Raw genomic sequence first — 24060 nt, 5'->3', positions numbered from 1 at the left:
CGCCCCTCGACTTCGCTCGGGACGAACGGAGTGAGGGTATCTAGCCAACGGAACCCTCCAGACTGATCCCCAAAAGCTTCTGCGCCTCTACCGCGAACTCCATCGGGAGTTGCTGCAGCACTTCCTTGGCGAAGCCGTTGACGATGAGGGCGACGGCGTCCTCGGCGTTGAGGCCGCGCTGCTGGGCGTAGAACATCTGGTCGTCGCTGATCTTCGACGTGGTGGCCTCATGCTCGATCTGGGCGGAGGGGTTCCTGACCTCGATATAGGGGACGGTGTGGGCGCCGCATTGGTCGCCCAAGAGCAGGCTGTCGCACTGGGTGAAATTGCGGACATTCTCGGCGCCGGCGTTGACCCGGACGAGGCCGCGATAGGTGTTGTTGGACTTGCCGGCGCTGATGCCCTTGGAGACGATGGTCGACGTGCTGCCCGCGCCGATGTGGATCATCTTGGTGCCGGTATCGGCCTGCTGGCGGTTGTTGGTGAGCGCGACCGAATAGAATTCGCCGACGCTGCCCTCGCCCTTCAGGATGCAGGACGGGTATTTCCAGGTGATGGCGGAGCCGGTCTCGACCTGCGTCCACGATATCTTGGAGCGGTCGCCTTTGCAGATGCCGCGCTTGGTAACGAAATTGTAGATGCCGCCCTTGCCCTCGGCATCGCCCGGATACCAGTTCTGGACGGTGCTGTACTTGATCTCGGCATCGTCCAGCGCGACCAGCTCGACCACGGCGGCGTGGAGCTGGTTTTCGTCGCGCATCGGCGCGGTGCAGCCCTCCAGATAGGATACGTAAGCGCCCTTATCGGCCACAATGAGCGTCCGCTCGAACTGGCCGGTATTCTCGGCGTTGATGCGGAAATAGGTCGACAATTCCATCGGGCAGCGCACGCCCTCGGGGATGTAGACGAAGGTGCCGTCGGAGAAGACCGCGGCGTTGAGGCAGGCGAAATAATTGTCGCGCTGCGGCACCACGGAGCCGAGATATTTTCGGACCAGCTCGGGATGCTCGCGAATGGCCTCCGAGATCGAGAGGAAGATGACGCCGGCCTTCTTCAGCTCCTCGCGGAAGGTGGTCGCGACCGAGACGCTGTCGAACACGGCGTCCACCGCCACCTTGCGCGCGCCCTCGACGCCGGCGAGCACCTTCTGCTCCTCGATCGGGATGCCGAGCTTTTCATAGACGCGCAAAATCTCGGGATCGACCTCGTCCAGCGAGCCCAGTTTCTCCTTCGCCCTGGGCTCGGCGTAATAATAAGCGTCCTGGAAATCGATGGGCGGAATGTCGAGCTTAGCCCATGTCACCTCCTCCATCGTCAGCCAGGCGCGATAGGCCTTGAGCCGCCATTCCAGCATCCACTCCGGCTCATTCTTCTTGGCCGAGATGAAGCGGACCGTGTCCTCATTGAGGCCCTTGGGCGCGAAATCCTGCTCGATGTCGGAGGAGAAGCCCCATTCATACTTGGAGGCGCGCTCGGCGGCCTCATGGGCTTCCTTGTTACGCACGTCGGTCATGACGAAATCCGTTCTGTACCCACACCGCTCAGGCTGAGCTTGTCGAAGCCCTGACCTTCCCTTTCGGGTCGGGAAGAAAAGGGCAGCCCTTCGACAGGCTCAGGGTGAGCGGGGGAAGAGGCGAGGCTGGCGAGGCTCACACCTGCGAGCGCGCCGCGCACGGCGCCGTTCACGGCGTGGAGATGCGGCTTCACCTGGCAATGTCCTTCGATGGCGCATTCGTGGCCGCCGCCGTCGATGCAGTTGGTCATGGCGATCGGCCCTTCGACCGCCTCGATGATGTCCGCAAGCGTAATCCCGCCCGCGCCGCGCGCGAGGCGGAAGCCGCCGCCGGTGCCGCGCGCGGAGCTGAGCAGGCCCGCGCCGGCGAGCCGTCCCATCAATTTCTGCGCGGTGGGGAGGGGCACGCCCGTCTCCTCCGCCAGCAGCGCCGCCGACAGCCGCGCCTCGCCGCCCCCCGCCTCGGTATGCCGGGCGGCGGCGGCCATCATGACGACGGCATAATCGGCGAGAGACGTAAGGCGCATAAGCTCCAATCGGACTGATTCGTTCCGATTGGGCATGTGGGCCGCGGCGCCAAAGGAATCAACCCTCCGCAGTCACTCTGAACTTGTTTCAGGGTCCATATCGACACATTCGCGGCGGGGCGAAGATGGATGCTGAAACAAGTTCAGCATGACGGACTGAGCGGCTCTCCCCGTTTACGTCTGCGTCTCGACCCATGCGTCAATGTTCGCCTCCAGCACATCCAGCGGGACGGGTCCGCTCAGCAGCACCGCGTCGTGGAACGCCTTGATGTCGAACCGGTCGCCCAGCTTCGCCCGCGCCTCCTCGCGCAGCTCCATGATCTTCAATTTGCCGATCATGTAGGCGGTCGCCTGGCCGGGATAGACGATGTAGCGCTCGATGCCCTTTTCGATGTCGCCGATGGGGTTGGGCGTGTTCTGCTTCAGCCATTCGATCGCCTGCTCGCGGCTCCAGCGCTTGTGGTGGATGCCGGTATCGACCACCAGCCGCGCGGCGCGCCACAGCTCCATGCCGAGCCGGCCGAAATCGGAATAGGGATCCTGGTAGAAGCCCATGTCCTTGCCCAGTTCCTCGGCATAGAGGCCCCAGCCTTCGGTGTAAGCGGTGACGCCGCCGAACTGGCGGAAGGGCGGGACCTTGCCACCCAATTCGGTCTGGATCGTGCGCTGGAGATGGTGGCCGGGAATGCCTTCGTGGTAGACCAAAGCCTCCAGCTCGGTCTTCGACATGTCGCGCAAATTGTAGAGGTTCACATAATAAGTGCCGGGGCGCGAGCCGTCCGGCGCGGGGCTGTTGTAGAAAGCCTTGCCGGCGGACTTCTCGCGGAAGGGCTCGACCGGCTTCACCACCAGCGCCGCCTTGGGAAGCGTGTTGAAGTAGCGCGGAAGTGCCTTCTCCATCGCGTCCACCTTGATCTGCACCTCGGCGAGATAGGCTTCGCGCGTGTCGTAATAATAACGATCCTCGGTGCGCAGATGCTCGAAGAAGTCCTGGAGGGTGCCTTCGAAGCCGACCCGCTTCATGATCCCGCGCATCTCGCCGTGGATGCGCTCGACCTCGCGCAAGCCGATGTCGTGGATCTGCTCGGCCGTGTAGTCGGTGGTCGTGTAATAGCCGAGGCGCTCGTTGTAATAATCGGCGCCGTCGGCGAAGCGCCAGATGCCGTCGTCGGTGGGAGCGATCTTCTGCTGCGCTTCCATCAGGGCGATGACGCGCTCGTAGGCGGGCTTCATCTGCTCGACCAGGGCCTTGCCGCCCTGCGCGATCAGGCGCGTCTTGTCGGCCTCCGTGATCGGCGCCGCGTTCACCTTCTTCTTCAGATCCTCGAACAAGGCGGAATCCTTGCCCGGGCCGAAGGGCGCGCCGGTGATGACGTTGCGCGCGTCGCTGATGACGTACGGATAGACCCATTTGGGGGGCAGAACGCCCATCGCCTGCCGCTCCCTGGCCTGGACGAGCAGCTGGTCCATCACGTCGTCGATGCCCTCGAGGCGGCTGACATAGGCCTCGGCGGTGGCGAGGTCGGTCACGCGATGGATATTGATCAGGAAGGCCGGCAGCTGCGACTGCGCCCCATTCATCTGGTCGAAGATGTAGCCGTTCTTGCGGAAGGTGAAGGCGCCTTCGCCGCGCATCACCATATTCTCAAACAGGTCGTAGGAAAGCTGGTCGGCAGCGGAAAGGTCGGCGCGGTCGAACTGGCTCTTCATCGCGGCGAGTGTGCGCCCGTCCAGGTCATGCTCCGCGATGGCGGCGGCGTCGGTGAAGTCGCCCCAAATGCCGTAATCCTCGTCGACGATGCCTCGATAGGCCTTGGACAGCGGCGACAGCTCCAGCTGGGCCTGGTCATAGGCTTCGAAGAAAGCGGCGAGCTCGGCGCTGTCCTGGGCGGGCGCGGCCGGTGCGGCGGCCGGCGCGGCTTCGGCCGGAGGAGCTTGCGGCACCGTCGCGCAGGCGGCGACGAGGGCGGTGGAGGCGAGCAAAATCAGTCGGGTCATGAGGCAAGGCATCCTGTTCCGGGAATCGTTATGGGGCCACCCTTAAGGAAACGAACCCCGCTTTGACCACCCTTGCGACCGGTGCCATAGCGCCGCCATGGCGCTCTACCCTCTGCTTCGCCCGCTCGTCTTCGGCCTCGACGCCGAGCGCGCGCACGGTTTGACCCTCAGGGCGTTGAAGGCGCTCCCGGCCGGCAAGGCGGCGGGTCCCGACCCGGCGCTGGCGATCAAGGTGGCGGGGCTCGATTTCCCCAACCCGGTCGGCCTCGCCGCCGGTTTCGACAAGAATGCCGAAGTGTTCGCGCAAGTTTTGCGCCTGGGCTTCGGCTTCGCCGAGGTCGGCACCCTGACTCCACTGCCCCAGGTGGGCAATCCCAAACCGCGCCTCTTCCGCCTTGTCGAAGACCGGGCCGTAATCAACCGGATGGGCTTCAACAATGAAGGCCAGCAGGCGGCGCTCGTCCGGCTCCAGCGGCGCGCGCGGAATGGGATCGTCGGCGTCAATATCGGCGCCAATAAGGACAGCGCAAACCGGATCGTCGACTATTCGGCCGGCGTCGCCGCGATGACGGGAGTTGCGGACTATCTCACCGTCAACATCTCGTCGCCCAACACGCCGGGGCTGCGCGCGCTGCAGGACAAGGCGGCGCTCGACGAATTGCTGGCGGCGGTGGCCGAGGCGCGCGGCGCCGGGCCGCCCATCTTCTTGAAGGTCGCGCCGGACCTCGAGCCGGCGGAGATCGACGACATCGTCGCCGTGGCGACGCGGCGGAAGATCGACGCGCTGATCGTCTCCAACACCACGATCTCGCGGCCGCATCTGCGCTCGAAATTCCGAGGCGAGGGCGGCGGCCTGTCCGGCGCGCCGCTGAAGGCGCTGGCGTTGCAGCGGCTCAAGGATTTCCGCGCCGCCTCCGGGCCGTCCATGCCGCTCATCGCCGCCGGCGGCATCGAGAATGGCGTCGACGCCTATGACCGCATCCGCGCGGGGGCGAGTCTCGTCCAGGTCTATTCGGCCCTTGTCTATCAGGGGCCGGGCCTGGCCCGCTCGATCGCCAGCGAGCTGAAACGGCTGCTGAGGCGCGACGGCTTCGCGCGGTTGGCGGACGCCGTCGGCGCTTGACGCTTGCGGGCGGGGCAAAGCTGGCTAGTGTCGCCGTCCATGCTCAACGTCCTGACTCGGCTGGCGCTGCCGCTGTTGCTTCTTTCGGCCTGCGCCGCGCCTTCGGCCGCGATCCGTTCGCCGGAAACGTCTTCCGACCAGCGCGGCGCCGTTTCGTCCGCCGATCCGCGCGCCAGCGAGGCGGGCCGCGAGATATTGCGGGCGGGCGGAAGCGCGGCAGACGCCGCCATCGCGATGATGCTGGCGCTGACCGTGGTCGAACCGCAATCCTCGGGCATCGGCGGCGGCGGCTTCTTCGTCCATCACGACGCGGGGAGCGGCGAATTCGAAACCTATGACGGGCGCGAGACCGCGCCGGCGGCCGCCACGCCGACCTATTTCTTCGAGAATGGCGAGCCGATGTCCCGTTCGGAGGCGGTGCCGGGCGGCAAGAGCGTCGGCGTGCCCGGAAATCTTCGCATGATGGCGCTCGTCCATGAAGAGCAGGGGAAGCTGCCCTGGGCGAAGCTGTTCGAGCCGGCGATCCGCCTCGCCCGCGACGGCTTCGCGATCACGCCCCGGCTTCACAATTCGCTGGCGCGGAGCGGCCATATCGCCTCGCCTTGGGCGCGCGGGCAGTTCTTCGACGCCAATGGTGCGCCCAAGCCGGTCGGGACCATGCTCAAGAATCCCGAGCTGGCGAGCCTTCTGGACGCGCTGGCGGCACACGGGGCGGATCATTTCTACGTGGGACCTCCTGCCCAGGATCTGGTCCAGACCGTCCGCACCGCCTCGCATAACCCTTCACCGATGACCTTGGGCGATCTCGCCACCTACGACGCGAAGGAGCGCGCGCCGGTCTGCGGCATGTACCGCGAGTATCGGATCTGCGGCATGGGCCCGCCGTCTTCGGGAGGGACGACCGTGTTCGCGATCCTGAAGCAATTGGAAGGCTTCGACCTTTCCGCGCTCGGCAAGAACAATCCGGTCGCCTGGCACCTCATCGCCGAATCGATGCGGCTCGCTTACGCCGACCGCGAAGCCTATCAGGCCGATGCCGATTATGTGGACGTGCCGGTCGGCGGCCTGATCGACCCCGGCTATCTTTCCGAGCGCGCGCGGCTGATCTTGCCCGAAGGCTCGATCCCGCACGTCACCGCGGGCCACCCCCCGGGCGCCAGGCCGATGCCGGCCGTCGCGGACGGGGAGGTGCCTTCGACATCGCACATGGTGGCGGCCGATGGTGAAGGGAACGTCGCCAACGTCACCTCGACGATCGAGGGGGCGTTCGGCTCCGGGCTCACGTCGAACGGCTATTTCCTCAACAACGAGCTCACCGACTTCACGATCGTGCCCGAGGTGGACGGCCGGCCGGTCGGGAACCGCGTCGAAGGCGGCAAGAGACCGCGCAGCTCGATGGCGCCGACTATCGTCTATGGCCCCGACGGCGAGATCCGCATCGCCATCGGCGCGGCGGGCGGCGTCACCATCATCGCCCAGGTGGCGAAGGCGCTGATCGGTGTCATCGACTGGAAGCTGACGGCCCAGGAGGCGATCGCCCTCCCGCAGATCATCGGCATGGGCGACCGGGTGTCGGTGGAGCAGGGCAGCTGGCTCGAAGCCATGATCCCGGAGCTGGCCGCTCTGGGTCTCAAGCCCATTGCCCGGCCCGCCGGGTTCAAGGCCAATGCCATCGAATGGACGCCGAACGGCTGGCGCGGCGCGGCCGATCCGCGTAGCGAAGGCGTGGCGCTGAAGGAATAGCCATGGCCCGGCAGCTCGAACATTTCCCGAACCTGGTCGCGATGTTCTTCGCGCGCGCGGCGGAGAAGGGCGACGCGCCGTTCCTGTGGGCGAAAAAGGACGGAGAGTGGCGCTCGACCAGCTGGCGCGAGGCCGCCGAGACCGTGGCCGCGCTGGCGGCGGCGCTGAAGCGGATTGGGCTCAATCCCGGCGACACGGTGATGCTGGTGTCGGAGAACCGGCCGGAATGGTGCATCGCCGATCTCGCCATCATGGCGGCGGGTTGCGTCACAGTGCCCACCTACGTCACCAACAGCGAGCGCGACCACCAGCATATCCTCGACGACAGCGGCGCCCGCGCGGTCATCGTCTCCACCAACAAGCTCGCGAAGCCGCTGCTGCCGGCGGTGCTGCGCAGCTCGGCCTGCGAACATGTCATCGGCATCGAGCCGATCCCGGTCGGCCAGAGCGGCACCGTGCGATTCCACGATTGGCAAGGGCTGATCGGATCGGAAGCCGCCGACGTCGAGGCCTGCGCGGCCGGCGCCGCGTTCGGCCGCGATGACCTCGCCTGCATCATCTACACGTCGGGCACCGGCGGTGCGCCGCGCGGCGTGATGCAGCATCACGGCGCCATCCTCCACAATGTCGAGGGATGCACCGACATCATCTCGGAGGATTTTGGCTGGGACGACGAAATATTCCTCTCCTTCCTCCCCGCCAGCCACGCCTACGAACATAGCGGCGGGCAGTTTTTCCCGATCGGCCTCGGCGCGCAAATCTATTATTCCGAAGGGCTGGAGAAGCTCGCCTCCAATATCGAGGAGGTGCGGCCGACCATCATGGTCGTGGTCCCGCGCCTGTTCGAGGTGCTCCGCCAGCGCATCCTCAAGAATGTCGAGAAGCAGGGCAAGGTCACTAACTACCTGATGCGCCGCGCCCTCGACATCGGCGCCAAGGATTATGCGGGATCGGTGCCCTTGTGGGATCGGCCGATGGACCTCCTGCTGGGCCGGACGCTGCGGCCCAAGATCAGCGCGCGCTTCGGCGGCCGGATCAAGGCGATGGTGTCGGGCGGGGCACCGCTCAATCCCGAGGTCGGCATCTTCTTCCATTCGATCGGCCTCACCCTGCTCCAGGGTTACGGCCAGACCGAGGCGGCGCCGGTGATCAGCTGCAACCGGCCCAGCGCCGGCATCAGGATGGACACGGTCGGGCCGCCGATGATGAATACCGAGGTACGCATCGCCGGGGATGGCGAAATATTGGTGCGCGGCGAGCTGGTGATGAAGGGCTATTGGCGCAACCCGGCGCTCAGCGAACGGACCGTGGTCGACGGCTGGCTCCACACCGGGGATGTCGGGCATCTCGACGACAAGGGCCGGATCGTCATCACCGATCGCAAGAAGGACATCATCGTCAACGACAAGGGCGACAATGTCGCGCCCCAGAAGGTGGAGGGAATGCTCACCCTCCAGCCCGAAATCGTCCAGGCGATGGTAGCGGGAGACAAAAGGCCCTATCTCGTCGGCCTGCTGGTGCCGGATTGCGACTGGACCGCCGAATGGGCGCTGGCCAACGGCAAGAGGGTCGATTTCGTCGAGCTCGGCCGCGATCCGGAATATCTGCGCGCTTTGTCGGCCGCCGTCGACCGGGTCAATGCGGACCTCTCGGTGATCGAGAAGGTGCGCCGCTTCATCGTCGCCGACGAGCCGTTCACGGTCGAGAATCAGCAATTGACGCCATCGATCAAGATCCGGCGCCACGTGCTCAAGGAAAAATACGGCGCCCGCCTCGACGCGCTCTACAAGCGCTAATCGGCGCGCCGGTAGGGCGTGAAGTCGCCGAGCGAGCAGCTGCCGAGCGGCACGCCGCTGCGCGGATCGAAGACGTCGATAATCTCGCCCCGGCACATGTTGGAGCTGATCGTCTGCCTTTTGTAGGCCGCCCACGGCTTGAGGTTGCACGCGCCGCGCGTCTGGTTGAGGTAGACGAGATTCCCGCGCGCCTTGAACAGGATGAGGTCCGAGCCGAGCGGCGTGTTCCCTTCGATCTCACGCGAGGGCACGCAATTGACCGGCGGGCCGGCCACTCTGCCGCTGAGCGCCGCCTCCATCTTGGCCTGCGTCTCGGCGGAGTCTTCGGCGCTCGCCGGGCCGCCGGCATAGGCCGCGCAGCCGGCGGCCAGCGCGACGAGCGGAACCAGAACCATTTTCGGCATGATCGCCTCCATCATTTGGCGCCCCGCTTGCGGATCATAAACGCTTCAGCCCCGAAATGCATCCTTGGCGCGCCGCCTTTCGGCCAGTTCTTCGGCGGAGGGGGCGCGCATGAACGGATTGGTCGCCCGTTCGAGGGCGATCGTGGTGGGCAAGGTCGCCTCGCCCGCCGCTCGCATTACCTCGACTTGCTCCATCCGTTCGACCAGCGCCCGGTTGTCCGGCTCGACCGACAATGCGAAGCGGCCGTTGGCGAGCGTATATTCGTGGGCGCAATAGACAAAGGTCTCCGGCGGGAGGGCGGCGAAACGCTGGAGGTTGGCGTGCATCTGGTCGGCCTCACCTTCGAACAGGCGGCCGCAGCCCATCGCGAACAATGTGTCGCCGACGAAGATCAGCCCTTCCGACGGGAGATGATAGGAAATGTGCCCGGCGGTATGGGCGGGAGTCTCCATCACGATTGCCTCGATCGCGCCGAGCGCCACCCTGTCGCCCTCCGCCACCCATCGATCCAGCGTTGGGATCCGCTCCGCTTCGGCGGCGGGGCCGGTGATTCGGCAGCTGGTCGCCGCCTTTATCGCTCCGTTGCCACCGGTGTGATCGGGATGCCAATGCGTGTTCCAGACCTGGGTGATCCGCCAGCCCCGCGCGTCCGCCTCGGCGAGGACGGGGTCGGCGACGGCGGGGTCGATCACCAATGTCTCGCCGGAGCCCGGCTCGTGGACCAGCCAGATATAATTGTCGCTCAAGGCGGGGATGCGGACGATCTCTACCATGTGCCGACATTCTCCATCGACGCCCACGGCTCGGCCGGCGGCAGCGCCTCGCCCTCCTGGAGCAGTTCGACCGAGATGCCGTCGGGCGATCGGACGAAGGCCATGCGGCCGTCGCGCGGCGGGCGGTTGATGGTGACGCCCTGGTCCATCAGCCGCCGGCAGACTTCATATATGTCGCCGACGCGATAGGCGAGATGGCCGAAATTGCGGCCGCCTTCATAGCCGCCCTCATGGTCCCAATTGTGGGTAAGCTCGACCTGCGCGTCCTCATCCCCCGGAGCGGCGAGGAAGATGAGCGTGAAGCGGCCCTGTTCATGATCGTGGCGCCGCAATTCGCGGAGGCCGAGCAGCTCGAAGAAGCGCAGGCTCTCGGCCGGATCCGAGACGCGGACCATCGTGTGCAAATATTTCATAACGCTTCCTCAATCATTCTATGCGGCGGCTCCCGATGCGCTTATTATGGGGGCGAGGCGGCGTTCCCGCCACCTCGTTGGGGGGTGTTTTCATGACGTGGGACCGGAACAGCTTCATCGCCGCGGGCATCGTCGCGCTCGGCATCATCATCGGCGGCTATCTGCTCGGCGACGGCCTCCGCCGCGCCCGCATGGCGGACCGGTCGGTGACGGTGCGCGGACTCGCCGAGCGCGACGTCACCGCCGATCTCGCCACCTGGTCGATCGCCTATACCGAGCAGGGCACCGAGCTCGGCCCCGTCCAGACCGCGATCGACCAGGATACGCGCGCCATCACCGACTTCCTTCGGGCCGCCGGCTTCAAGGATGAGGAGGTCAGCACGGCCGGGGTCAGCGTCAGCCAATATTATGACAGCAACCGCGGCGTCGACAGCGTCACGGTCCGCCGCCGCCTGCTGCTTCGCACCAACGACGTGATGAAAGCCCGCCAGGCCTATGCCCGGCAGTTCGACCTCATCCGCGACGGCGTCGCGGTCGAGGAAGGATCGGGGATGACCTACAACTTCACCAAATTGAACGACGTCAAACCGGCGATGATCGCCGAGGCGACCAAGGATGCCCGCAAGGGTGCCGAACAATTCGCCGAGGATTCGGGCGCGGATGTCGGCGGCATCAAGCAGGCGACCCAGGGCTATTTCTCGATCGGCGCCCGCGACGGCGAGGATAGCGGATCGGGCAACGATTCGCCGTTCCAGAAGGTGCGGGTGGTGACGACGATCGATTTCTACCTCGATTGAGCGGGGTTGGCCAGGCCGAGAAGAGCTGAGCATCTGATGCACTCCTCCCCGCTCATCCTGAGGAGCCGCTGAGCTTGTCGAAGCGGCGTCTCGAAGGACGCACTGGGGCCGGTCCTTCGAGACGGGCCTTCGCCAAGCTCAATCCCTCCTCAGGATGAGCGGTATCATTCACATCCTGCCTATCGATTCGCGGCGAGCGCCGCTTCAGCCGCCTTGGCCGCGTCGGTGCCGGGGGCGAGCCTGATCGCCCTCGTATAGAGGCCTTTCGCCGCTTCGACCTCGCCGGAGATGCCGGCGACGTTGCCGGCATGGACCAGCAGGTTGGCATCGTCCGGGGCCAGTCGCACCGCCTCGGCGATGTCGTCCTGGGCGCGCGCCAGATCCTTCTCCTTGAGCGCCAGCGCCGAGGAGAGATACCAGCCGAACGGATCTTGCGGAACCAGCTCCAGCCCCTTGTCGAGATCGACGCGGGCGCCGGCCAAGTCGTCGAGCGCGACTCCGGCGCGAGCGCGGTCGAGATGGACCTCGCCGCGCAGCTGCGGCGCCAGCAAGGCGGTGGCCAGCGCCGAATCGAACGCCCGGCGCGCCTGGAGGGCGTCGCCGGCGGCCAGCCAGCTATTGCCGGCCTGCACCCAGAAATCGGCGCGGCGCGGATCGACCGTCGTCTCGGCTTGTTCCGCGGCCTGCGCGAAAGCGGCGGCGGCCGCGTCCCAGCGGCCCAGTTCGACATAAGCCAAGCCGGCGCACTGGCGCGCGAATATGCCCCCGCCGCGCACCAGCCATTCGTTGGCGACGGTCAAGGCCCGCTCGGCGTCGCTCCGCACCAGGGCCGCGCATTGGGCATAGCCGTCCTGGTCCGACACCGGCGTCGCCCGAGGTTCGGCCGACGGCGCCGGCGGGCGTTTCTCCAGCTCGGGAATGGGCGCATCGGCATTCGGCGTGGGGAATGGCCCGACCTGAGCGGCGGCGAGCGCCATCAGCAATGCGATCACGATTCCTCCAGCAGTCCGTTGACGGCCGCGATCAGGAGCGCGACGTCGCGCCCGCGCGACAGGCGGTGGTCGCCGTCCTTGACGAACGCCGTCTGCACGTCGGCTGAACGCAGCAGCTTCATCAGTTCCAGCGAATATTGCCAGGGCACGTCGGCATCGGCCTGGCCGTGGAGAAGGCGGACGGGGCAGTCGATCGCGATCGGCCCGTGGAGCAGGCGCAGGGCCTCGCCGCTTTCCCAGAAGGCGCGGGTGGTGACCACGGGGTCGCCATAAGGCGAGGGCTCCTCGATCCGGCCCTCGCGCAATATCTCCATCTTCTGATCCTGGCTGAAGCCCCAGAAGGTGAAATCGGGCGCGGCCGCGATCCCGACCAGCCCCGCCACCCGGTCCGGCCGGGCGAGCGCGGCGAGCAGCATCAGCCAGCCGCCCATCGACGAACCGACCAGCAGCACCGGCCCCTCGATCACCTCGTCGATCATCGCCAGCACGTCGCCGCGCCATGTGGCGAGGGTCTGCGCTTCGAAGGCGCCGTCGCTCGCCCCGCAGCCGGCATAATCGAAGCGCAGCATCGCCCGCCCTTCGCACTCCGCCCAGGCGTCGAGCGCGACCGCCTTGGTCCCTTCCATATCGGACGCATAGCCCGGCAGGAACAGGATGGTCGGCCCGCGCCCGGGGCGGTGGCGATAAGCGAGGCGGAGATCCTCGCCGATTTCGAGATGGGCAATGGCGGTCATGAGCGGGCAAAGGTCCCAATGTTCGCACTCATGCGCATCTTGCGCCGGGCGAGGGTGGGTCGGTGCGCGCGCGGCGCTTTTGGCGGGTCCAGGATCATGCAGCGCCCCCTAGCATGGCGAAGGGCCTGTAGGAAAATGGTGGATCAGTCGCCAAAGCGTGGGCGCTGATAATTGGGACGGAGCCAGCGGATCGTGCCGGCGGCTTCCTCGGCGGCGCGCGACGCGTTGAGCGCCACCAGCCGCGCGACGATCTCCGAAGGGGGGGGCTCCCCGCCGTGAGCGACGGCCGCGGCCTGATCGAGGCCTCCATGCAGCCCGGCGACGATCCGGGCGCGTCTTCACCCCTTCAGCCTCGCACTACGGCGGAGCGCGCGCGGGGGCTGGAGATTGGCGTCCTCGCTCGCTACATGCGCGTTCCATGACGCAGCATTTCAAGATCGCCCTTCCCGACGGCTCGGTGCGCGAGGTGGCGCCGGGGACGACGCCGGCCGATGTCGCGGCGGCGATCGGGCCGGGGCTCGCCAAGGCGGCGATGGCGGCGCGGGTCAATGGCGAAGTGCGCGACATCATGCGGCCGTTCGAGGGCGATGCGGAGCTCGCCTTGATCACCAGCCGCGACGAAGCGGACGCGCTCGAGCTGGTGCGGCACGATTATGCCCATGTGCTGGCGGAAGCCGTGCAGAATCTGTTTCCCGGCACGCAGATCACGTTCGGCCCGGCGACCGACGACGGTTTCTATTACGATTTCGCGCCGGCCGCCGAGCGCGGGCCGTTCACCGACGAGGATCTTCCCGCGATCGAGGAGGAGATGCGCCGCGTGATCGCGCGCGACGAGCCGCTGGTGCGCGAAGTCTGGAGCCGCGACGACGTCCGCGCCTTCTTCGAGAAGCACGGCGAGACGTTCAAGGCCGAATGGGTGATGGAGCTGCCGGAGGGCGAGCCGATCACGATGTACCGTTCCGGCGGCTGGATGGATTTGTGCCGCGGGCCGCACCTCGCCTCGACCGGGAAGCTCGATCCCAACGCGTTCAAGCTGACGCGCGTGTCCGGCGCTTACTGGCGCGGCGACCAGAAGAACGCGATGCTGAGCCGCATCTACGGCACCGGCTGGCTCAACAGGAAGCAGCTCGACGCCCATCTCGTGCGGCTGGAGGAAGCCGCCAAGCGCGACCATCGGCGGATCGGCCAGGACATGGACCTGTTCCACCTGCAGAGCGAGGCGCAGGGGAGCGTCTTCTGGCACCCCAAGGGCTTCCTCGTCTGGCGCCAGCTCGAATCCTATATGCGCCGGCGCCTGGACGCGGCTGGCTATGACGAGGTGAAGACGCCGCAATTGATGGACGCGCGCCAGTGGGAGCGCTCGGGTCATTGGGGCAAATATCGCGAGAATATGTTCGTCGTGCCGGACGAGATCCCGTCGACCGACGACGACGCGCCGGTGCTTTCGGGCACGGGCGACCTGATGGCGCTGAAGCCGATGAACTGCCCGGCGCACGTCCTCATCTTCAAGCAGGGCATCACTTCCTATCGCGAGCTGCCGATCCGGATGGCGGAATTCGGCTGCTGCCACCGCAACGAGCCGCACGGGGCGCTGCACGGCATCATGCGGGTCCGGCAATTCACCCAGGACGACGCCCATATCTTCTGCCGCGAGGACCAGCTGGTCGACGAGATCGTCGCCTTTTGCGACCTGCTCGACACGGTCTATCGCGACCTCGGCTTTGACACCTATGCGATCAAGCTGGCGCTGCGGCCCGAGCAGCGTTTCGGGTCGGACGCCGAATGGGACCGGTCGGAACAGATATTGCGCGAGGCGGTGGCCGCGGCCGGGCGCGCCACGGCCGAATTCGGCTGGGAGGAGCTGCCGGGAGAAGGCGCCTTCTATGCGCCCAAGCTGGAATTCCATCTGACCGACGCGATCGGCCGGACCTGGCAGGTGGGCACGATCCAGGCCGACACGGTGCTGCCGGAGCGGCTCGACGCATCCTATGTCGGCGAGGACGGCGCGCGCCACCGGCCGGTGATGCTCCACCGCGCGATATTGGGCACGTTCGAGCGCTTCATCGGCATATTGATCGAGCATCATGCCGGCCGCTTTCCCTTGTGGCTGGCGCCGGTGCAAGCGGTGGTGGCGACGATCGTCTCGGACGCCGACGATTATGCGCATGAGGTCGTCGAGGCGTTGAAGGCCGCCGGCATCCGGGTCGAGGCCGACCTCAGGAACGAGAAGATCAACTACAAGGTGCGCGAGCACAGCCTCGCCAAGGTCCCCAATTTGCTCGTGCTCGGCAAGCGCGAGGCGGAGGAACGGACGGTTGCCCTGCGCCCGCTCGGCGGCGACGCGCGGCAGGAGGTGCTGGGCCTTGATGCCCTGGTCGAACGGCTGAAACGGGAAGCGACGCCGCCGGATTTGATGCTTGATGCCTGATGCCTTATTTTGCCGCATATGCGCACAACCTTGGCGATAGACGACGACATTCTCGCGGCGGCGCGAGCCATAGCGGAGCGCGGAGCGGCGCTCGGTCGGGCAGGTCGTGTCCGAACTCGCGAGAAAGGGAATGAAGAGCCAGTTTCCTACCGTTAAATCCCTTAGCGACTTCGCGGTTTTGCCTCGCCGAGGGGTGGTGGTCACGCTCGAACTCATCAACGAGCTGGGCGACGAAGCGATCCGGCGCGTGCCGACGCGATCGCCGCTTCGGCGCAGGTGACCGACACCTATCTGCTTGCTTTGGCCGTCTTTCGAGGCGGCCAGTTCGCCACGTTCGACCGGCGGCTGACCACCGAAGGGGCGGCGGCGCTCGCGCTTATTTCCTAAGTCGCGCGTCCGATCCGCAACAGAGTTCCGAAAAGCGGCGCTTCGTCGCCGGCCCGTCTTTCAATTGCGCCCGCGATTCACTAGGTGAAGGGCGCAATCAGGCACTCAAGGAGAAGCTGTTATACGTCCCCCTATGACCCGGCGCCCTCAGACGCCGCCGATGAACGGCCCCCGCTTCAACGAATTCATCTCCTCGCCGAAGGTGCGGGTGATCGATGAGAATGGCGAGAATCTGGGCGTCATGCTGACCGCCGAAGCGATCGAACAGGCCGCCGAAGTGGGGCTCGACCTGGTCGAGGTGTCCCCGAACGCCGATCCGCCGGTCGCCAAATATCTCGATGTCGGCAAATATAAATATGAGGCGCAGAAAAAGGCGAACCTCGCGCGGAAGTCGCAGAAGACGCAGGAGATCAAGGAGATCAAGATGCGTCCCAACATCGACGACCATGATTACGACACCAAGATGAAGAAGGTTTTCGCCTTCATCGAGGAGGGCGACAAGGTGAAGGTCACCCTGCGCTTCCGCGGCCGCGAGCTCGCCCACGGCCAGCTCGGCATGAACCTGCTCCAGCGCGTCCAAGAGGATGTCGCCGAGACCGCCAAGGTCGAACAGCATCCGCGCATGGAAGGGCGGCAGATGCTGATGGTGCTGGCGCCCAAATAAGGCGCCGGCGCCGGCGGCGAGCCGATTCGGTTCAAATCGACGCGTGGACGTCGCCTGCTCTCCGCCCTCCGGGCCAAACGTCGGTCAAGCTCGGCTTGCGGCCCGCTTCCCTGAAGTCAGCATTCCGTAACGGCATCGACCAGCCGCGCCCCAGCCTCCGTTTCAAACCGCAACGGGTTTGTTGCCTTAATGCAATGACCTGTGGAAACTACCGGGAAACTGCGGTTTTTGGGCTGGAGGCGGCTGTTCCTTTTGGGTAGCTTGACGCAAACGTAATCCAAAAAACGGGGAGGGTTATTATGCGGAAGTCCTTTTGGTTGGTCTCGGCCGGTGTCCTCGCGCTCGCGTCGCCCGCTTATGCGCAGCCCGCCGAGGATGAAGTCAGCCCCACCGCCCAGTCCGGCGCCGTCGACGACACCGGCATCGCGCAGACCGAGACGGCCGTCCGGGACGATGGCGACATCATCGTCACCGCCACCCGCCGCAATCAGGCGCTGTCGGACGTGCCCCTCGCCGTCTCGGCGGTCAGCGGCGAGTCGATGCAGAATTCCGGCGCCGCCGACATCCGCCAGCTCCAGCAATTGTCGCCCTCCCTCCTCGTCTCCTCCACCCAGTCGGAAGCCGGCGCCAGCAGCGCGCGCATCCGTGGCGTCGGCACGGTGGGCGACAATCCGGGCCTGGAAAGCTCGGTCGCCGTGTTCATCGACGGCGTCTACCGGTCGCGCAACGGCACCGCGCTGACCGAGCTCGGTCCGGTCGAGCGGGTCGAGGTGCTGCGCGGGCCGCAGGGCACCCTGTTCGGCCGCAACGCGTCGGCCGGCATCATCTCGGTCATCACCGCCCGTCCCAAGTTCGAGCACGAAGGGCGCGCCGAGTTCACCTACGGCAATTACGACTTCATGCGCGCCGAACTCGGCGTCACCGGGCCGATCTCGGAGAGCGTCGCCTATCGCCTCGACGGCGTCTATCTGGAGCGCGACGGCTATCTCAAGGACGTCATTTCCGAACGCCGAGTCAACGACCGTGATCGCTATCTCATCCGCGGCCAGCTCCTGTTCGAGCCGAGCGACGCCCTGTCGGTGCGGCTGATCGGCGATTACGCCAAGCGCGACGAAGAATGCTGCGGCGCCGTCTACCTTCCCGCGCGCGATTCCGTGTCGGACGGCAGCGGCGGCGTCCTGTTCGAGCCGTCCTCGATCGCCGCGCTCGAGCGCGCGCTCGGGGCCACTATCCTCGATGATCCATTCGAGCGCGATGTCGCTATCACACCCGGCCGCAACTATCGCCAGGACGTCGAGGATTGGGGCGTGTCGGCCGAGGCCGTCTACGATTTCGGAGGTGCCGAACTCACCTCGATCAGCGCCTATCGAAGCAACGATTATGTGCGCGGCCAAGACGCCGACTACAACAATCTCGACATCCTCTTCCGCGATGACGACGGCGGATCGCAGCAACGGTTCCGGACCTTCACCCAGGAACTGCGGCTCCAGGGCGAGGCGTTCGACGGCCGGCTCGACTGGTTGGTCGGCGGCTATTACGCCCATGAGAAGCTCACCGTCATCGACAATCTGAGCTTCGGCAACGATTATCAGCGCTACGCCAATTGCGTGCTGGCGGGCGGCCTCAGCCAGCAATTGAGCGCCGCGTTCGGCACGCCGATCAACCTCGTCCAGCCGGTCGGCGGCGTCGGCTGCTTCAACCAGGCGACGATCGGCGGCCTCCTCCCGCTCATCCCGGCCGAGGATCCGCGGCGCGGATTGCTGGCGCTGCTCGGTGGCCTCGTGCCGGGCGTGCCGCTGGGCGGCTTCGACGCCGTCGGCGCGGTGCTCGGCGCCGGGCTCGGCCTGCCGCCGCTCACCATCAACAATGTCGGCGCGAACGACCGCTACGACCAGAAGAGCCGCAACTTCGCCTTCTTCACCCACAATATCATCGAGATCACCGATCGCGTCGATCTGACATTGGGCCTGCGCTACACCAACGAGCGCAAGACTCTCGACGCGACGCTCACCGACAACAACCTCTTCTGCCGGGTTTTGGCGGCGTCGCCGTTCGCGGCGCTGGCGCAACTGCCCTGCGTCGTCCCGAGTGTGCCCGGCGGCAGCTTCACGCAGGAGAATGTGCGCAACAAGGAGGACGCGCTCAGCGGCACCGCCGTGCTGAGCTTCAAGCCGAACGACGATCTGCTGACCTATATCAGCTACTCGCGCGGCTATAAGGCCGGCGGCTTCAACCTCGACAGGTCGGCGCTGATGCGGCAGGGCGGAATAGGCCCGGTGACCGGCACGGCGAGCCTCGAAGGCTTGATCTTCGAGCCCGAGAATGTCGACGCCTTCGAGATCGGCGCGAAATATAACGGGCCCGGCTTCGACCTCAACGTCACCGCCTTCCACCAGGTGTTCGACGATTTCCAGCTCAACACCTTCAACGGCCTGTTTTTCGAGGTCGCGAACGTGAACGCCTGCAAGGACGATCTGGGCGGCGCCGATACGGATAACGACCCGGCGACCGGCGCGTGCCCGGGCGGCGTCAAGGGTGGCGTCAAGAGCAAGGGCGTCGAGGTCGAGGCGTTCATGCGCCCGATCGACAATCTCGGCGTCAATCTCGGCGCGACCGTGGTCGATACCAAATATCGCCGCAACCTGGTGGGGATCGACGGACAGCCGCTGTCCAACGCCCTGTTCCAGCTGCCCGGCCGCCGCCTTTCCAACTCGTCGCTGTGGACGCTCACCGGATCGCTCACCTACACGCCGCCTCTGGGCGACAGCGGCCTGACCGGCCTCTTCTACGTCGATGCCCGATATCAGAGCCAGCTCAACACCGGCTCCGACCTCGATCTGGAGAAGCTGCAGGACGAATATTTCGTCATGAACGCCCGCGTAGGCGTGCGCGGCCGCGACGACCGCTGGGGCATCGAGCTCTGGGCGCAGAATCTGCTCGACGAGGATTACCAGCAGATCGCGTTCGACGCCCCGATCCAGGGCTCGGGCACGATCCGCGGCATCCAGCAGGGTTTCTACCCGCGGGCCAACCAGCTGTTCGGCTCGTTCCTGGCCGAGCCGCGCACCTACGGCGTGACCGTCCGCACCCGCTTCTGATCGGCGGACCGGTGAAAAAGAGGGCCTCCGCCGGCGACGGCGGGGGCCCTTCTTGTTTGCCCTCGCCGCGTCCGCCCGGCATGAAGGCGGAATGATATTCGTCGACTCGCTGATGGTGAAGATCGCTTTGATCGGCGTGCTCGGCGTCGGCGCGCAGTGGATCGCGTGGCGCACCGGCAAGCCGGCCATCGCGCTGATGCTGCTGACCGGCCTTATCGCCGGCCCGGTGCTGGGCATCATCGATCCGGAACGCGACTTCGGCGCTCTGCAGGAGCCCATCATCAAGCTCGCCGTGGCCGTCATCCTGTTCGACGGCGGTCTCAGCCTCAACTTCCGCGAGCTTCGCCACGCCGGCCCGGCGGTCTTGCGGCTGGTCATCCTGGGCGTGCCGATCGGCTGGGCGCTCGGCACCGCCGCCGCTTATTACGGCGCCGGTCTGTCGCTTCCCGTCTCCGCGCTGTTCGGCGGCATCATGGTGGTGACCGGTCCGACGGTGATCGGGCCGATGCTGCGCACCTTGCGCATCGGCCAGCGACCGGCGCACATCCTCAAATGGGAAGGCATCGTCAACGATCCCATCGGCGCTTTGCTCGCCGTGTTCATCTTCGCCTACATCACCTATGAAGGCCAGCAGGTGAGCGTCGCCGCCATCGGCCTCGACGTGCTCCTCTCCTCGCTGCTCGCCGGCTTCCTCGGCTTCGGCCTCGGCTATGCCATCACTTGGCTCTTCCCGCGCGGCCTGGTGCCCGAATTCCTGAAGGCGCCGGTCCTTCTCGTCTTCGTCATCTCCGGCTTCATCATCGCCGACTTCATCCAGCACGAAACCGGTCTCGTCACCGTCACCGTGATGGGGATCACCCTGGCCAACCGGCCATTCTACTCCTTCCAGGCGCTCAGGCGGTTCAAGGAGGATCTGGGCGTGCTGCTGGTCTCGGGCGTGTTCATCATCCTGCCGGCGACGCTCGACTGGGAGACGATACGGGCCTTCGAGGCGCGATTCATCATCTTCCTGCTGCTGCTGCTGTTCGTCGTCCGGCCGCTGACCGTGCTCGTCAGCCTGTTCCTCTCCAAGGTGCCATGGAAGGAGCGGCTGTTCATCGCCTGGATCGCGCCGCGAGGCGTGGTCGCCGTCGCCATCACCGGCCTGTTCGCGCTTCGCCTAACCGAAAATGGCGTGCCCGACGCCGACGCGCTGATCCCGCTCTCCTTCGGCGTCGTCGTCGCGACCATCTTCGCGCACGGCTTCACCGCCCAGAGGCTCTCGGAGCGGCTCGGGCTCGACAAGGGGCCCGGCCGCGGCATCCTGCTGATCGGCGCCAACAACTGGACGATCGATTTCGGCGCATTGCTCAAGTCCCTCGACCTCCCGGTCACCGTCGCCGATTCGAGCAAGCTCGCGCTCCGCGCCGCCCGCAAGCGCGAGCTCGAAATCTATCGGGGCGACATATTGGACGAGGTCACCCACGACCGGCTCGACCTGAAGGATTTCCAGCAGCTCGTCGCCGCGACCGACAATGATGCCTACAACGCGCTCGTCTGCGCCGACCTCGGCCCCGAGATCGGCTATGAATCGGTCAGCCAGATCGGCGCCGATCGGGAGCGCGCGCCGGTCAGGGGACGGGTGCTGATGCCGGGCGGCCCGTCGATCGAGGAATTGGTGACCCGCCAGCTCGCCGGCTGGCAGTTCAGCCGGACCAGGATCACCGAGGAATATAGCCTGAAGGACCATCTGGCCTCGCGTCCCGACGATGCCGAGAGCCTGGCGGTGCTGAAGCCCGACAACCGATTGCTCTTCTTCTCGACGGACGCCCGCCCGGTCACCGAGGCGGGCGACGTCGTCATCAGCTACGCGCCGCCGGAGGCCGCGATGACGCGGCGCGACAAGAAGGCCGTTCAGGCGGCGGAGCGCCCGGCCTCGCCGGAATAGTCCGCGGCCTTGAGCAGCCGGTCGCGGATCGCCTTCAGCCGCGCCGGGCGCTCGATCTTGGCGCCATGGAGGTCGGTCAGGTAGAAGACGTCCACCGCGCGCTCGCCATAAGTGGCGACGTGCGCCGAATGGATGGTCGTCTTCGACTGGGACAGAGCCTGAGCGAGGCCGCTCAGCAAGGCCGCCCGGTCGCGGGCGTTGACCTCGATGACGGTATAGCGGTTCGACGCCTTGTTATCGATGAACACGGCGGGGCGAATCCGGAACGCCTCGGCGCGCGCGAGCGGCAGCGCTTTCGCCTCGAGCCGCGCGATCTGCGGTTCCTGTCCGGCGGCGGCGCCCTTCACCGCTTGTTCCAGCCGCTCCAGCTGGTGCGGATCGTCGAAGGGGGCGCCGGCGGCGTCCTGGACCAGGAAATTGTCGAGCGCCATGCCGTCGTTGGTGGTGTGGATGCGCGCGTCGATGATGTTGCCGCCGGCGAGGCTGATCGCGCCCGCCACCCTGTAGAACAGGCCCGGCTGGTCCCTGGCATAGACGGTGACGAGGGTGCCGCCGCGCTCCTCCTGGACGCCGGTCCAGAGCGGCGCGGTCGCGGCCGGCTTGCGATCGGCGGTGTCGACGAAGCGGGCGTTGCAGAGCAGCACCTCGATCGGTTCGGCCAGCCAGTAGGAATCGGGAAGCCGCCAGGCGAGGCGCGCGAAGCGGCTCTCGTCCCAGCCGAGGCGGCCCGCCAGCTCTCCCTGGGTCGCCTCGATACGCTGCCGCCGTCCCTTCTGCTTGTGGCCGAGGCGGAGCATCTCCTCCGCCGATTCGAAGAGGTCGCGGAGCAGTTGCCGCTTCCAGCTGTTCCAGACGCCCGGGCCGACGGCGCGGATATCGACGACGGTGAGCATCAGGAGCAGGCGCAGCCGCTCCAGGCTCTTCACCCGGCCGACGAAATCCGCGATCGTCTTGATGTCGCTCAAGTCGCGCTTGAACGCGGTCGCCGACATCAGCAGGTGCCAGCGCACCAGCCAGGCCACGGTCTCGGTCTCGGCATCGGTCAGGCCGAGGCGCGGGCACAGATCGTGCGCCACCTCCGCCCCCAGCACGCTGTGATCGCCGCCCCGACCCTTGGCGATGTCGTGCAGCAGCACGGCGGCGTAGAGCACGCGCCTGGACGAGATCTGATGGATGATCGCGGATGAGATGGGATGATCCTCGCGAAGCTCGCCGCGCTCGATCTTCGCGAGCAGGCCGATCGCCCGGATCGAATGCTCGTCGACCGTATAATGATGGTACATGTCGAACTGCATCTGCGCGACGACGCGGCCGAAATCGGGAACGAAACGGCCGAAGATGCCGGCCTCGTTCATCCATCTCAGCACCGTCTCCGGATCGCGCGGGGATGCCAGCACGTCGAGGAACAGCGCGTTGGCGCGCGGATCGTCGCGGATGTCGTTGTCGATCAGCTTCGAATCGCGGCTCGCCGCCCGTATCGCGAGGGGATGGATTTCCAGCTCATATTTGTCGGCGAGCGCGAAGATCTGGATGAGCCGGATCGGGTCTTCGTGGAAGAAATCGTCGCTCGGGAGCGCCAGCCGCCCGCGGTCGAGGACGAAGCCCTCAAGCCGGCGCGGGCGGCGGCGGAGCGCGGGAAGCCCGAACCGCCGTCCGCTCCGCGCGAACTGCTCGTCGAGATGGGCGAGGAAGACTCCGGTCAGGTCGCCGACCGATTTGGCGTGCAGGAAATAATGCTGCATGAACCGCTCGACCGGCGATTTGCCCGGCCGGTCGGCATAGTTCATCCGGGCGGCTATCTCGCGCTGGTAATCGAAGGTCAGCCGGTCCTCCGCGCGGTCGGTGATGAGGTGGAGGTGGCAGCGGACCGCCCACAGGAACCGTTCCGCCTTCTGGAACTGCCTGAGCTCGGGCTGGGTGAGCAGGCCCTTTTCGACCAGTTCGGGGAGCGACCGCACACGATAGGCATATTTGCCGATCCAGAAGAGCGTGTGGAGATCGCGAAGGCCGCCCTTGCCCTCCTTGACATTGGGCTCGACGAGGTAGCGGCTGTCGCCCATCCGTTCGTGGCGCTCGTTCCTCTCCTCCAGTTTCTCGGTGACGAAGGCCTTGGCGTTGCCGGCGACGACGTCGTTGAAGAAGCGGGCCTGCGCTTCGTCGTAAAGCCGCTCGTCGCCCCACAAATAGCGCGATTCCAGTATCGCGGTCCGCACCGTGTGGTCGGAAGCAGCGATGCGGACCATGTCGTCGACCGAGCGGACGGAGTGGCCGACCTTCAGCCCCAGGTCCCACAGCAGATAGAGCATCGCCTCGATGACCTGCTCGGTCCATCCGGTCGGCTTCCAGGGGCAGACGAAGGCGATGTCGACATCGGAGTGGAGCGCCATCTCGCCGCGTCCATAGCCGCCCACCGCCGCCAGGGTCAGCCGCTGCCCGGCCGTCGGATTGCCGAGCGGATAGAGCTGGCCGGTGACGAAATCATAGGCAAGCCGCATGATCTGGTCGGTCAGGAAGGCGTAAGCGGACGCGGTCTCGCTGCCCTGCCAGGGCTTTTCGGCGAGGCGGCGGGCGATCTCGGCGCGGCCGTCGCCGAGCGCCTGTTTCAGCAATCCGGTGGCGGCCTGCTTCCTGCGCGGCGGATTGGAGATTTCGCGCAGCGCCTCGATCGCGTCGGCCAGAGCGCGGCGATCGACGATGGCGCGTCGGTTCGGAACGGAAGAGAGGCGCTCCGCCATGGGCTCG

At 66.4% G+C, this 24060-nt stretch carries 17 protein-coding genes and 1 pseudogene; 9 read left to right on the top strand and 9 right to left on the bottom strand.

Annotated elements, in window-relative coordinates; translation table 11 throughout:
• Nucleotides 1–40 precede the first annotated feature (40 nt).
• From sufB to ACFQRC_RS07920, 3 genes are all read right to left on the bottom strand, one after another.
• Nucleotides 41–1513 (bottom strand): Fe-S cluster assembly protein SufB, encoded by a 1473-nt coding sequence (sufB, locus tag ACFQRC_RS07930; protein ID WP_379959770.1) that lies wholly within the window; start codon nucleotides 1511–1513, stop codon nucleotides 41–43.
• Nucleotides 1510–2040 (bottom strand): RrF2 family transcriptional regulator, encoded by a 531-nt coding sequence (locus ACFQRC_RS07925; RefSeq protein WP_379959768.1) that lies wholly within the window; start codon nucleotides 2038–2040, stop codon nucleotides 1510–1512. Before ACFQRC_RS07925 ends, sufB begins: the two co-directional genes overlap by 4 nt.
• A gap of 174 nt (nucleotides 2041–2214) precedes the next feature.
• Complete coding sequence (locus ACFQRC_RS07920) at nucleotides 2215–4038, bottom strand: DUF885 domain-containing protein (RefSeq protein ID WP_379959766.1); 1824 nt, start codon at nucleotides 4036–4038, stop codon at nucleotides 2215–2217.
• A 97-nt stretch (nucleotides 4039–4135) separates the two neighbouring features.
• Between ACFQRC_RS07920 and ACFQRC_RS07915 the strand changes: the two genes are divergently transcribed.
• The 3 genes from ACFQRC_RS07915 to ACFQRC_RS07905 are packed head-to-tail and all read left to right on the top strand — an operon-like array spanning nucleotide 4136 to nucleotide 8700.
• A complete protein-coding gene (locus tag ACFQRC_RS07915; RefSeq protein WP_379959764.1) occupies nucleotides 4136–5161 on the top strand; it encodes a quinone-dependent dihydroorotate dehydrogenase in 1026 nt (341 codons plus the stop codon).
• Nucleotides 5162–5188: 27 nt separating this feature from the next.
• The gene (ggt, locus tag ACFQRC_RS07910) at nucleotides 5189–6904 is read left to right on the top strand and encodes a gamma-glutamyltransferase (protein WP_379959761.1); all 1716 of its coding nucleotides are present in this window, start codon (nucleotides 5189–5191) and stop codon (nucleotides 6902–6904) included.
• A gap of 2 nt (nucleotides 6905–6906) precedes the next feature.
• Entirely contained in the window at nucleotides 6907–8700 is a 1794-nt protein-coding gene (locus ACFQRC_RS07905) for an AMP-dependent synthetase/ligase (RefSeq protein ID WP_379959758.1), read from the top strand.
• Here the strand turns inward: ACFQRC_RS07905 and ACFQRC_RS07900 are convergent.
• The 3 genes from ACFQRC_RS07900 to ACFQRC_RS07890 are packed head-to-tail and all read right to left on the bottom strand — an operon-like array spanning nucleotide 8697 to nucleotide 10291.
• Complete coding sequence (locus ACFQRC_RS07900) at nucleotides 8697–9104, bottom strand: hypothetical protein (protein WP_379959756.1); 408 nt, start codon at nucleotides 9102–9104, stop codon at nucleotides 8697–8699. The genes ACFQRC_RS07905 and ACFQRC_RS07900 overlap by 4 nt on opposite strands.
• Nucleotides 9105–9149: 45 nt before the next feature.
• Nucleotides 9150–9878: a hydroxyacylglutathione hydrolase gene (gloB, locus tag ACFQRC_RS07895; protein WP_379959754.1), complete on the bottom strand. Its 729-nt coding sequence runs from the start codon at nucleotides 9876–9878 to the stop codon at nucleotides 9150–9152.
• Nucleotides 9872–10291, bottom strand: a complete 420-nt coding sequence (locus ACFQRC_RS07890) for a VOC family protein (RefSeq protein ID WP_379959752.1) — start codon at nucleotides 10289–10291, stop codon at nucleotides 9872–9874. The genes gloB and ACFQRC_RS07890 overlap by 7 nt, the downstream gene beginning before the upstream one ends.
• A 92-nt stretch (nucleotides 10292–10383) precedes the next feature.
• On the opposite strand from ACFQRC_RS07890, the gene ACFQRC_RS07885 reads away from it, so the two are divergent.
• Nucleotides 10384–11088, top strand: a complete 705-nt coding sequence (locus ACFQRC_RS07885; RefSeq protein WP_379959750.1) for an SIMPL domain-containing protein — start codon at nucleotides 10384–10386, stop codon at nucleotides 11086–11088.
• 179 nt (nucleotides 11089–11267) lie between these two features.
• On the opposite strand, the gene ACFQRC_RS07880 is transcribed toward ACFQRC_RS07885, so the two are convergent.
• Nucleotides 11268–12080 carry a tetratricopeptide repeat protein gene (locus ACFQRC_RS07880; protein ID WP_379959748.1) on the bottom strand — a complete coding sequence of 271 codons (813 nt, stop codon included), beginning with the start codon at nucleotides 12078–12080 and terminating at the stop codon, nucleotides 11268–11270.
• Nucleotides 12077–12814: an alpha/beta fold hydrolase gene (locus ACFQRC_RS07875; RefSeq protein ID WP_379959746.1), complete on the bottom strand. Its 738-nt coding sequence runs from the start codon at nucleotides 12812–12814 to the stop codon at nucleotides 12077–12079. Before ACFQRC_RS07875 ends, ACFQRC_RS07880 begins: the two co-directional genes overlap by 4 nt.
• A 418-nt stretch (nucleotides 12815–13232) precedes the next feature.
• Between ACFQRC_RS07875 and thrS the strand changes: the two genes are divergently transcribed.
• The 5 genes and pseudogenes from thrS to ACFQRC_RS07850 all read left to right on the top strand — a co-directional run bounded on the left by thrS (nucleotide 13233) and on the right by ACFQRC_RS07850 (nucleotide 21318).
• Nucleotides 13233–15242, top strand: a complete 2010-nt coding sequence (thrS, locus tag ACFQRC_RS07870) for a threonine--tRNA ligase (RefSeq protein WP_379959744.1) — start codon at nucleotides 13233–13235, stop codon at nucleotides 15240–15242.
• 258 nt (nucleotides 15243–15500) lie between these two features.
• Nucleotides 15501–15629 (top strand): annotated as a pseudogene (locus tag ACFQRC_RS07865) (VapC toxin family PIN domain ribonuclease); the annotation flags it as partial.
• 133 nt (nucleotides 15630–15762) lie between these two features.
• Nucleotides 15763–16293: a translation initiation factor IF-3 gene (gene infC / locus ACFQRC_RS07860; RefSeq protein ID WP_379959741.1), complete on the top strand. Its 531-nt coding sequence runs from the start codon at nucleotides 15763–15765 to the stop codon at nucleotides 16291–16293.
• A gap of 299 nt (nucleotides 16294–16592) precedes the next feature.
• Entirely contained in the window at nucleotides 16593–19391 is a 2799-nt protein-coding gene (locus tag ACFQRC_RS07855; protein ID WP_379959739.1) for a TonB-dependent receptor, read from the top strand.
• Nucleotides 19392–19482: 91 nt separating this feature from the next.
• The gene (locus ACFQRC_RS07850) at nucleotides 19483–21318 is read left to right on the top strand and encodes a cation:proton antiporter (protein WP_379959737.1); all 1836 of its coding nucleotides are present in this window, start codon (nucleotides 19483–19485) and stop codon (nucleotides 21316–21318) included.
• Here ACFQRC_RS07850 and ACFQRC_RS07845 read toward each other — a convergent pair.
• Nucleotides 21285–24053, bottom strand: a complete 2769-nt coding sequence (locus ACFQRC_RS07845) for a [protein-PII] uridylyltransferase (RefSeq protein ID WP_379959735.1) — start codon at nucleotides 24051–24053, stop codon at nucleotides 21285–21287. The genes ACFQRC_RS07850 and ACFQRC_RS07845 overlap by 34 nt on opposite strands.
• Nucleotides 24054–24060 lie beyond the last annotated feature (7 nt).

The organism is Enterovirga sp. GCM10030262, from assembly GCF_042666435.1.
Lineage (GTDB): Bacteria > Pseudomonadota > Alphaproteobacteria > Sphingomonadales > Sphingomonadaceae > Allosphingosinicella.
Note: the sequence above shows the minus strand (reverse complement) of the source record. Positions and strands in the feature narration are given on the sequence as shown.

Bases quoted from the DNA above. Each gene is read 5' to 3' on its own strand.
- ACFQRC_RS07900 (WP_379959756.1), bottom strand. From the start codon at position 9,104: ATGCCGAAAATGGTTCTGGTTCCGCTCGTCGCGCTGGCCGCCGGCTGC.
- ACFQRC_RS07855 (WP_379959739.1), top strand. From the start codon at position 16,593: ATGCGGAAGTCCTTTTGGTTGGTCTCGGCCGGTGTCCTCGCGCTCGCG.
- ACFQRC_RS07885 (WP_379959750.1), top strand. From the start codon at position 10,384: ATGACGTGGGACCGGAACAGCTTCATCGCCGCGGGCATCGTCGCGCTC.
- ACFQRC_RS07925 (WP_379959768.1), bottom strand. From the start codon at position 2,040: ATGCGCCTTACGTCTCTCGCCGATTATGCCGTCGTCATGATGGCCGCC.
- ACFQRC_RS07875 (WP_379959746.1), bottom strand. From the start codon at position 12,814: ATGACCGCCATTGCCCATCTCGAAATCGGCGAGGATCTCCGCCTCGCT.
- gloB (WP_379959754.1), bottom strand. From the start codon at position 9,878: ATGGTAGAGATCGTCCGCATCCCCGCCTTGAGCGACAATTATATCTGG.
- thrS (WP_379959744.1), top strand. From the start codon at position 13,233: ATGACGCAGCATTTCAAGATCGCCCTTCCCGACGGCTCGGTGCGCGAG.
- ACFQRC_RS07890 (WP_379959752.1), bottom strand. From the start codon at position 10,291: ATGAAATATTTGCACACGATGGTCCGCGTCTCGGATCCGGCCGAGAGC.
- sufB (WP_379959770.1), bottom strand. From the start codon at position 1,513: ATGACCGACGTGCGTAACAAGGAAGCCCATGAGGCCGCCGAGCGCGCC.
- ACFQRC_RS07920 (WP_379959766.1), bottom strand. From the start codon at position 4,038: ATGACCCGACTGATTTTGCTCGCCTCCACCGCCCTCGTCGCCGCCTGC.
- infC (WP_379959741.1), top strand. From the start codon at position 15,763: ATGACCCGGCGCCCTCAGACGCCGCCGATGAACGGCCCCCGCTTCAAC.
- ACFQRC_RS07905 (WP_379959758.1), top strand. From the start codon at position 6,907: ATGGCCCGGCAGCTCGAACATTTCCCGAACCTGGTCGCGATGTTCTTC.
- ACFQRC_RS07850 (WP_379959737.1), top strand. From the start codon at position 19,483: ATGATATTCGTCGACTCGCTGATGGTGAAGATCGCTTTGATCGGCGTG.
- ACFQRC_RS07915 (WP_379959764.1), top strand. From the start codon at position 4,136: ATGGCGCTCTACCCTCTGCTTCGCCCGCTCGTCTTCGGCCTCGACGCC.
- ACFQRC_RS07845 (WP_379959735.1), bottom strand. From the start codon at position 24,053: ATGGCGGAGCGCCTCTCTTCCGTTCCGAACCGACGCGCCATCGTCGAT.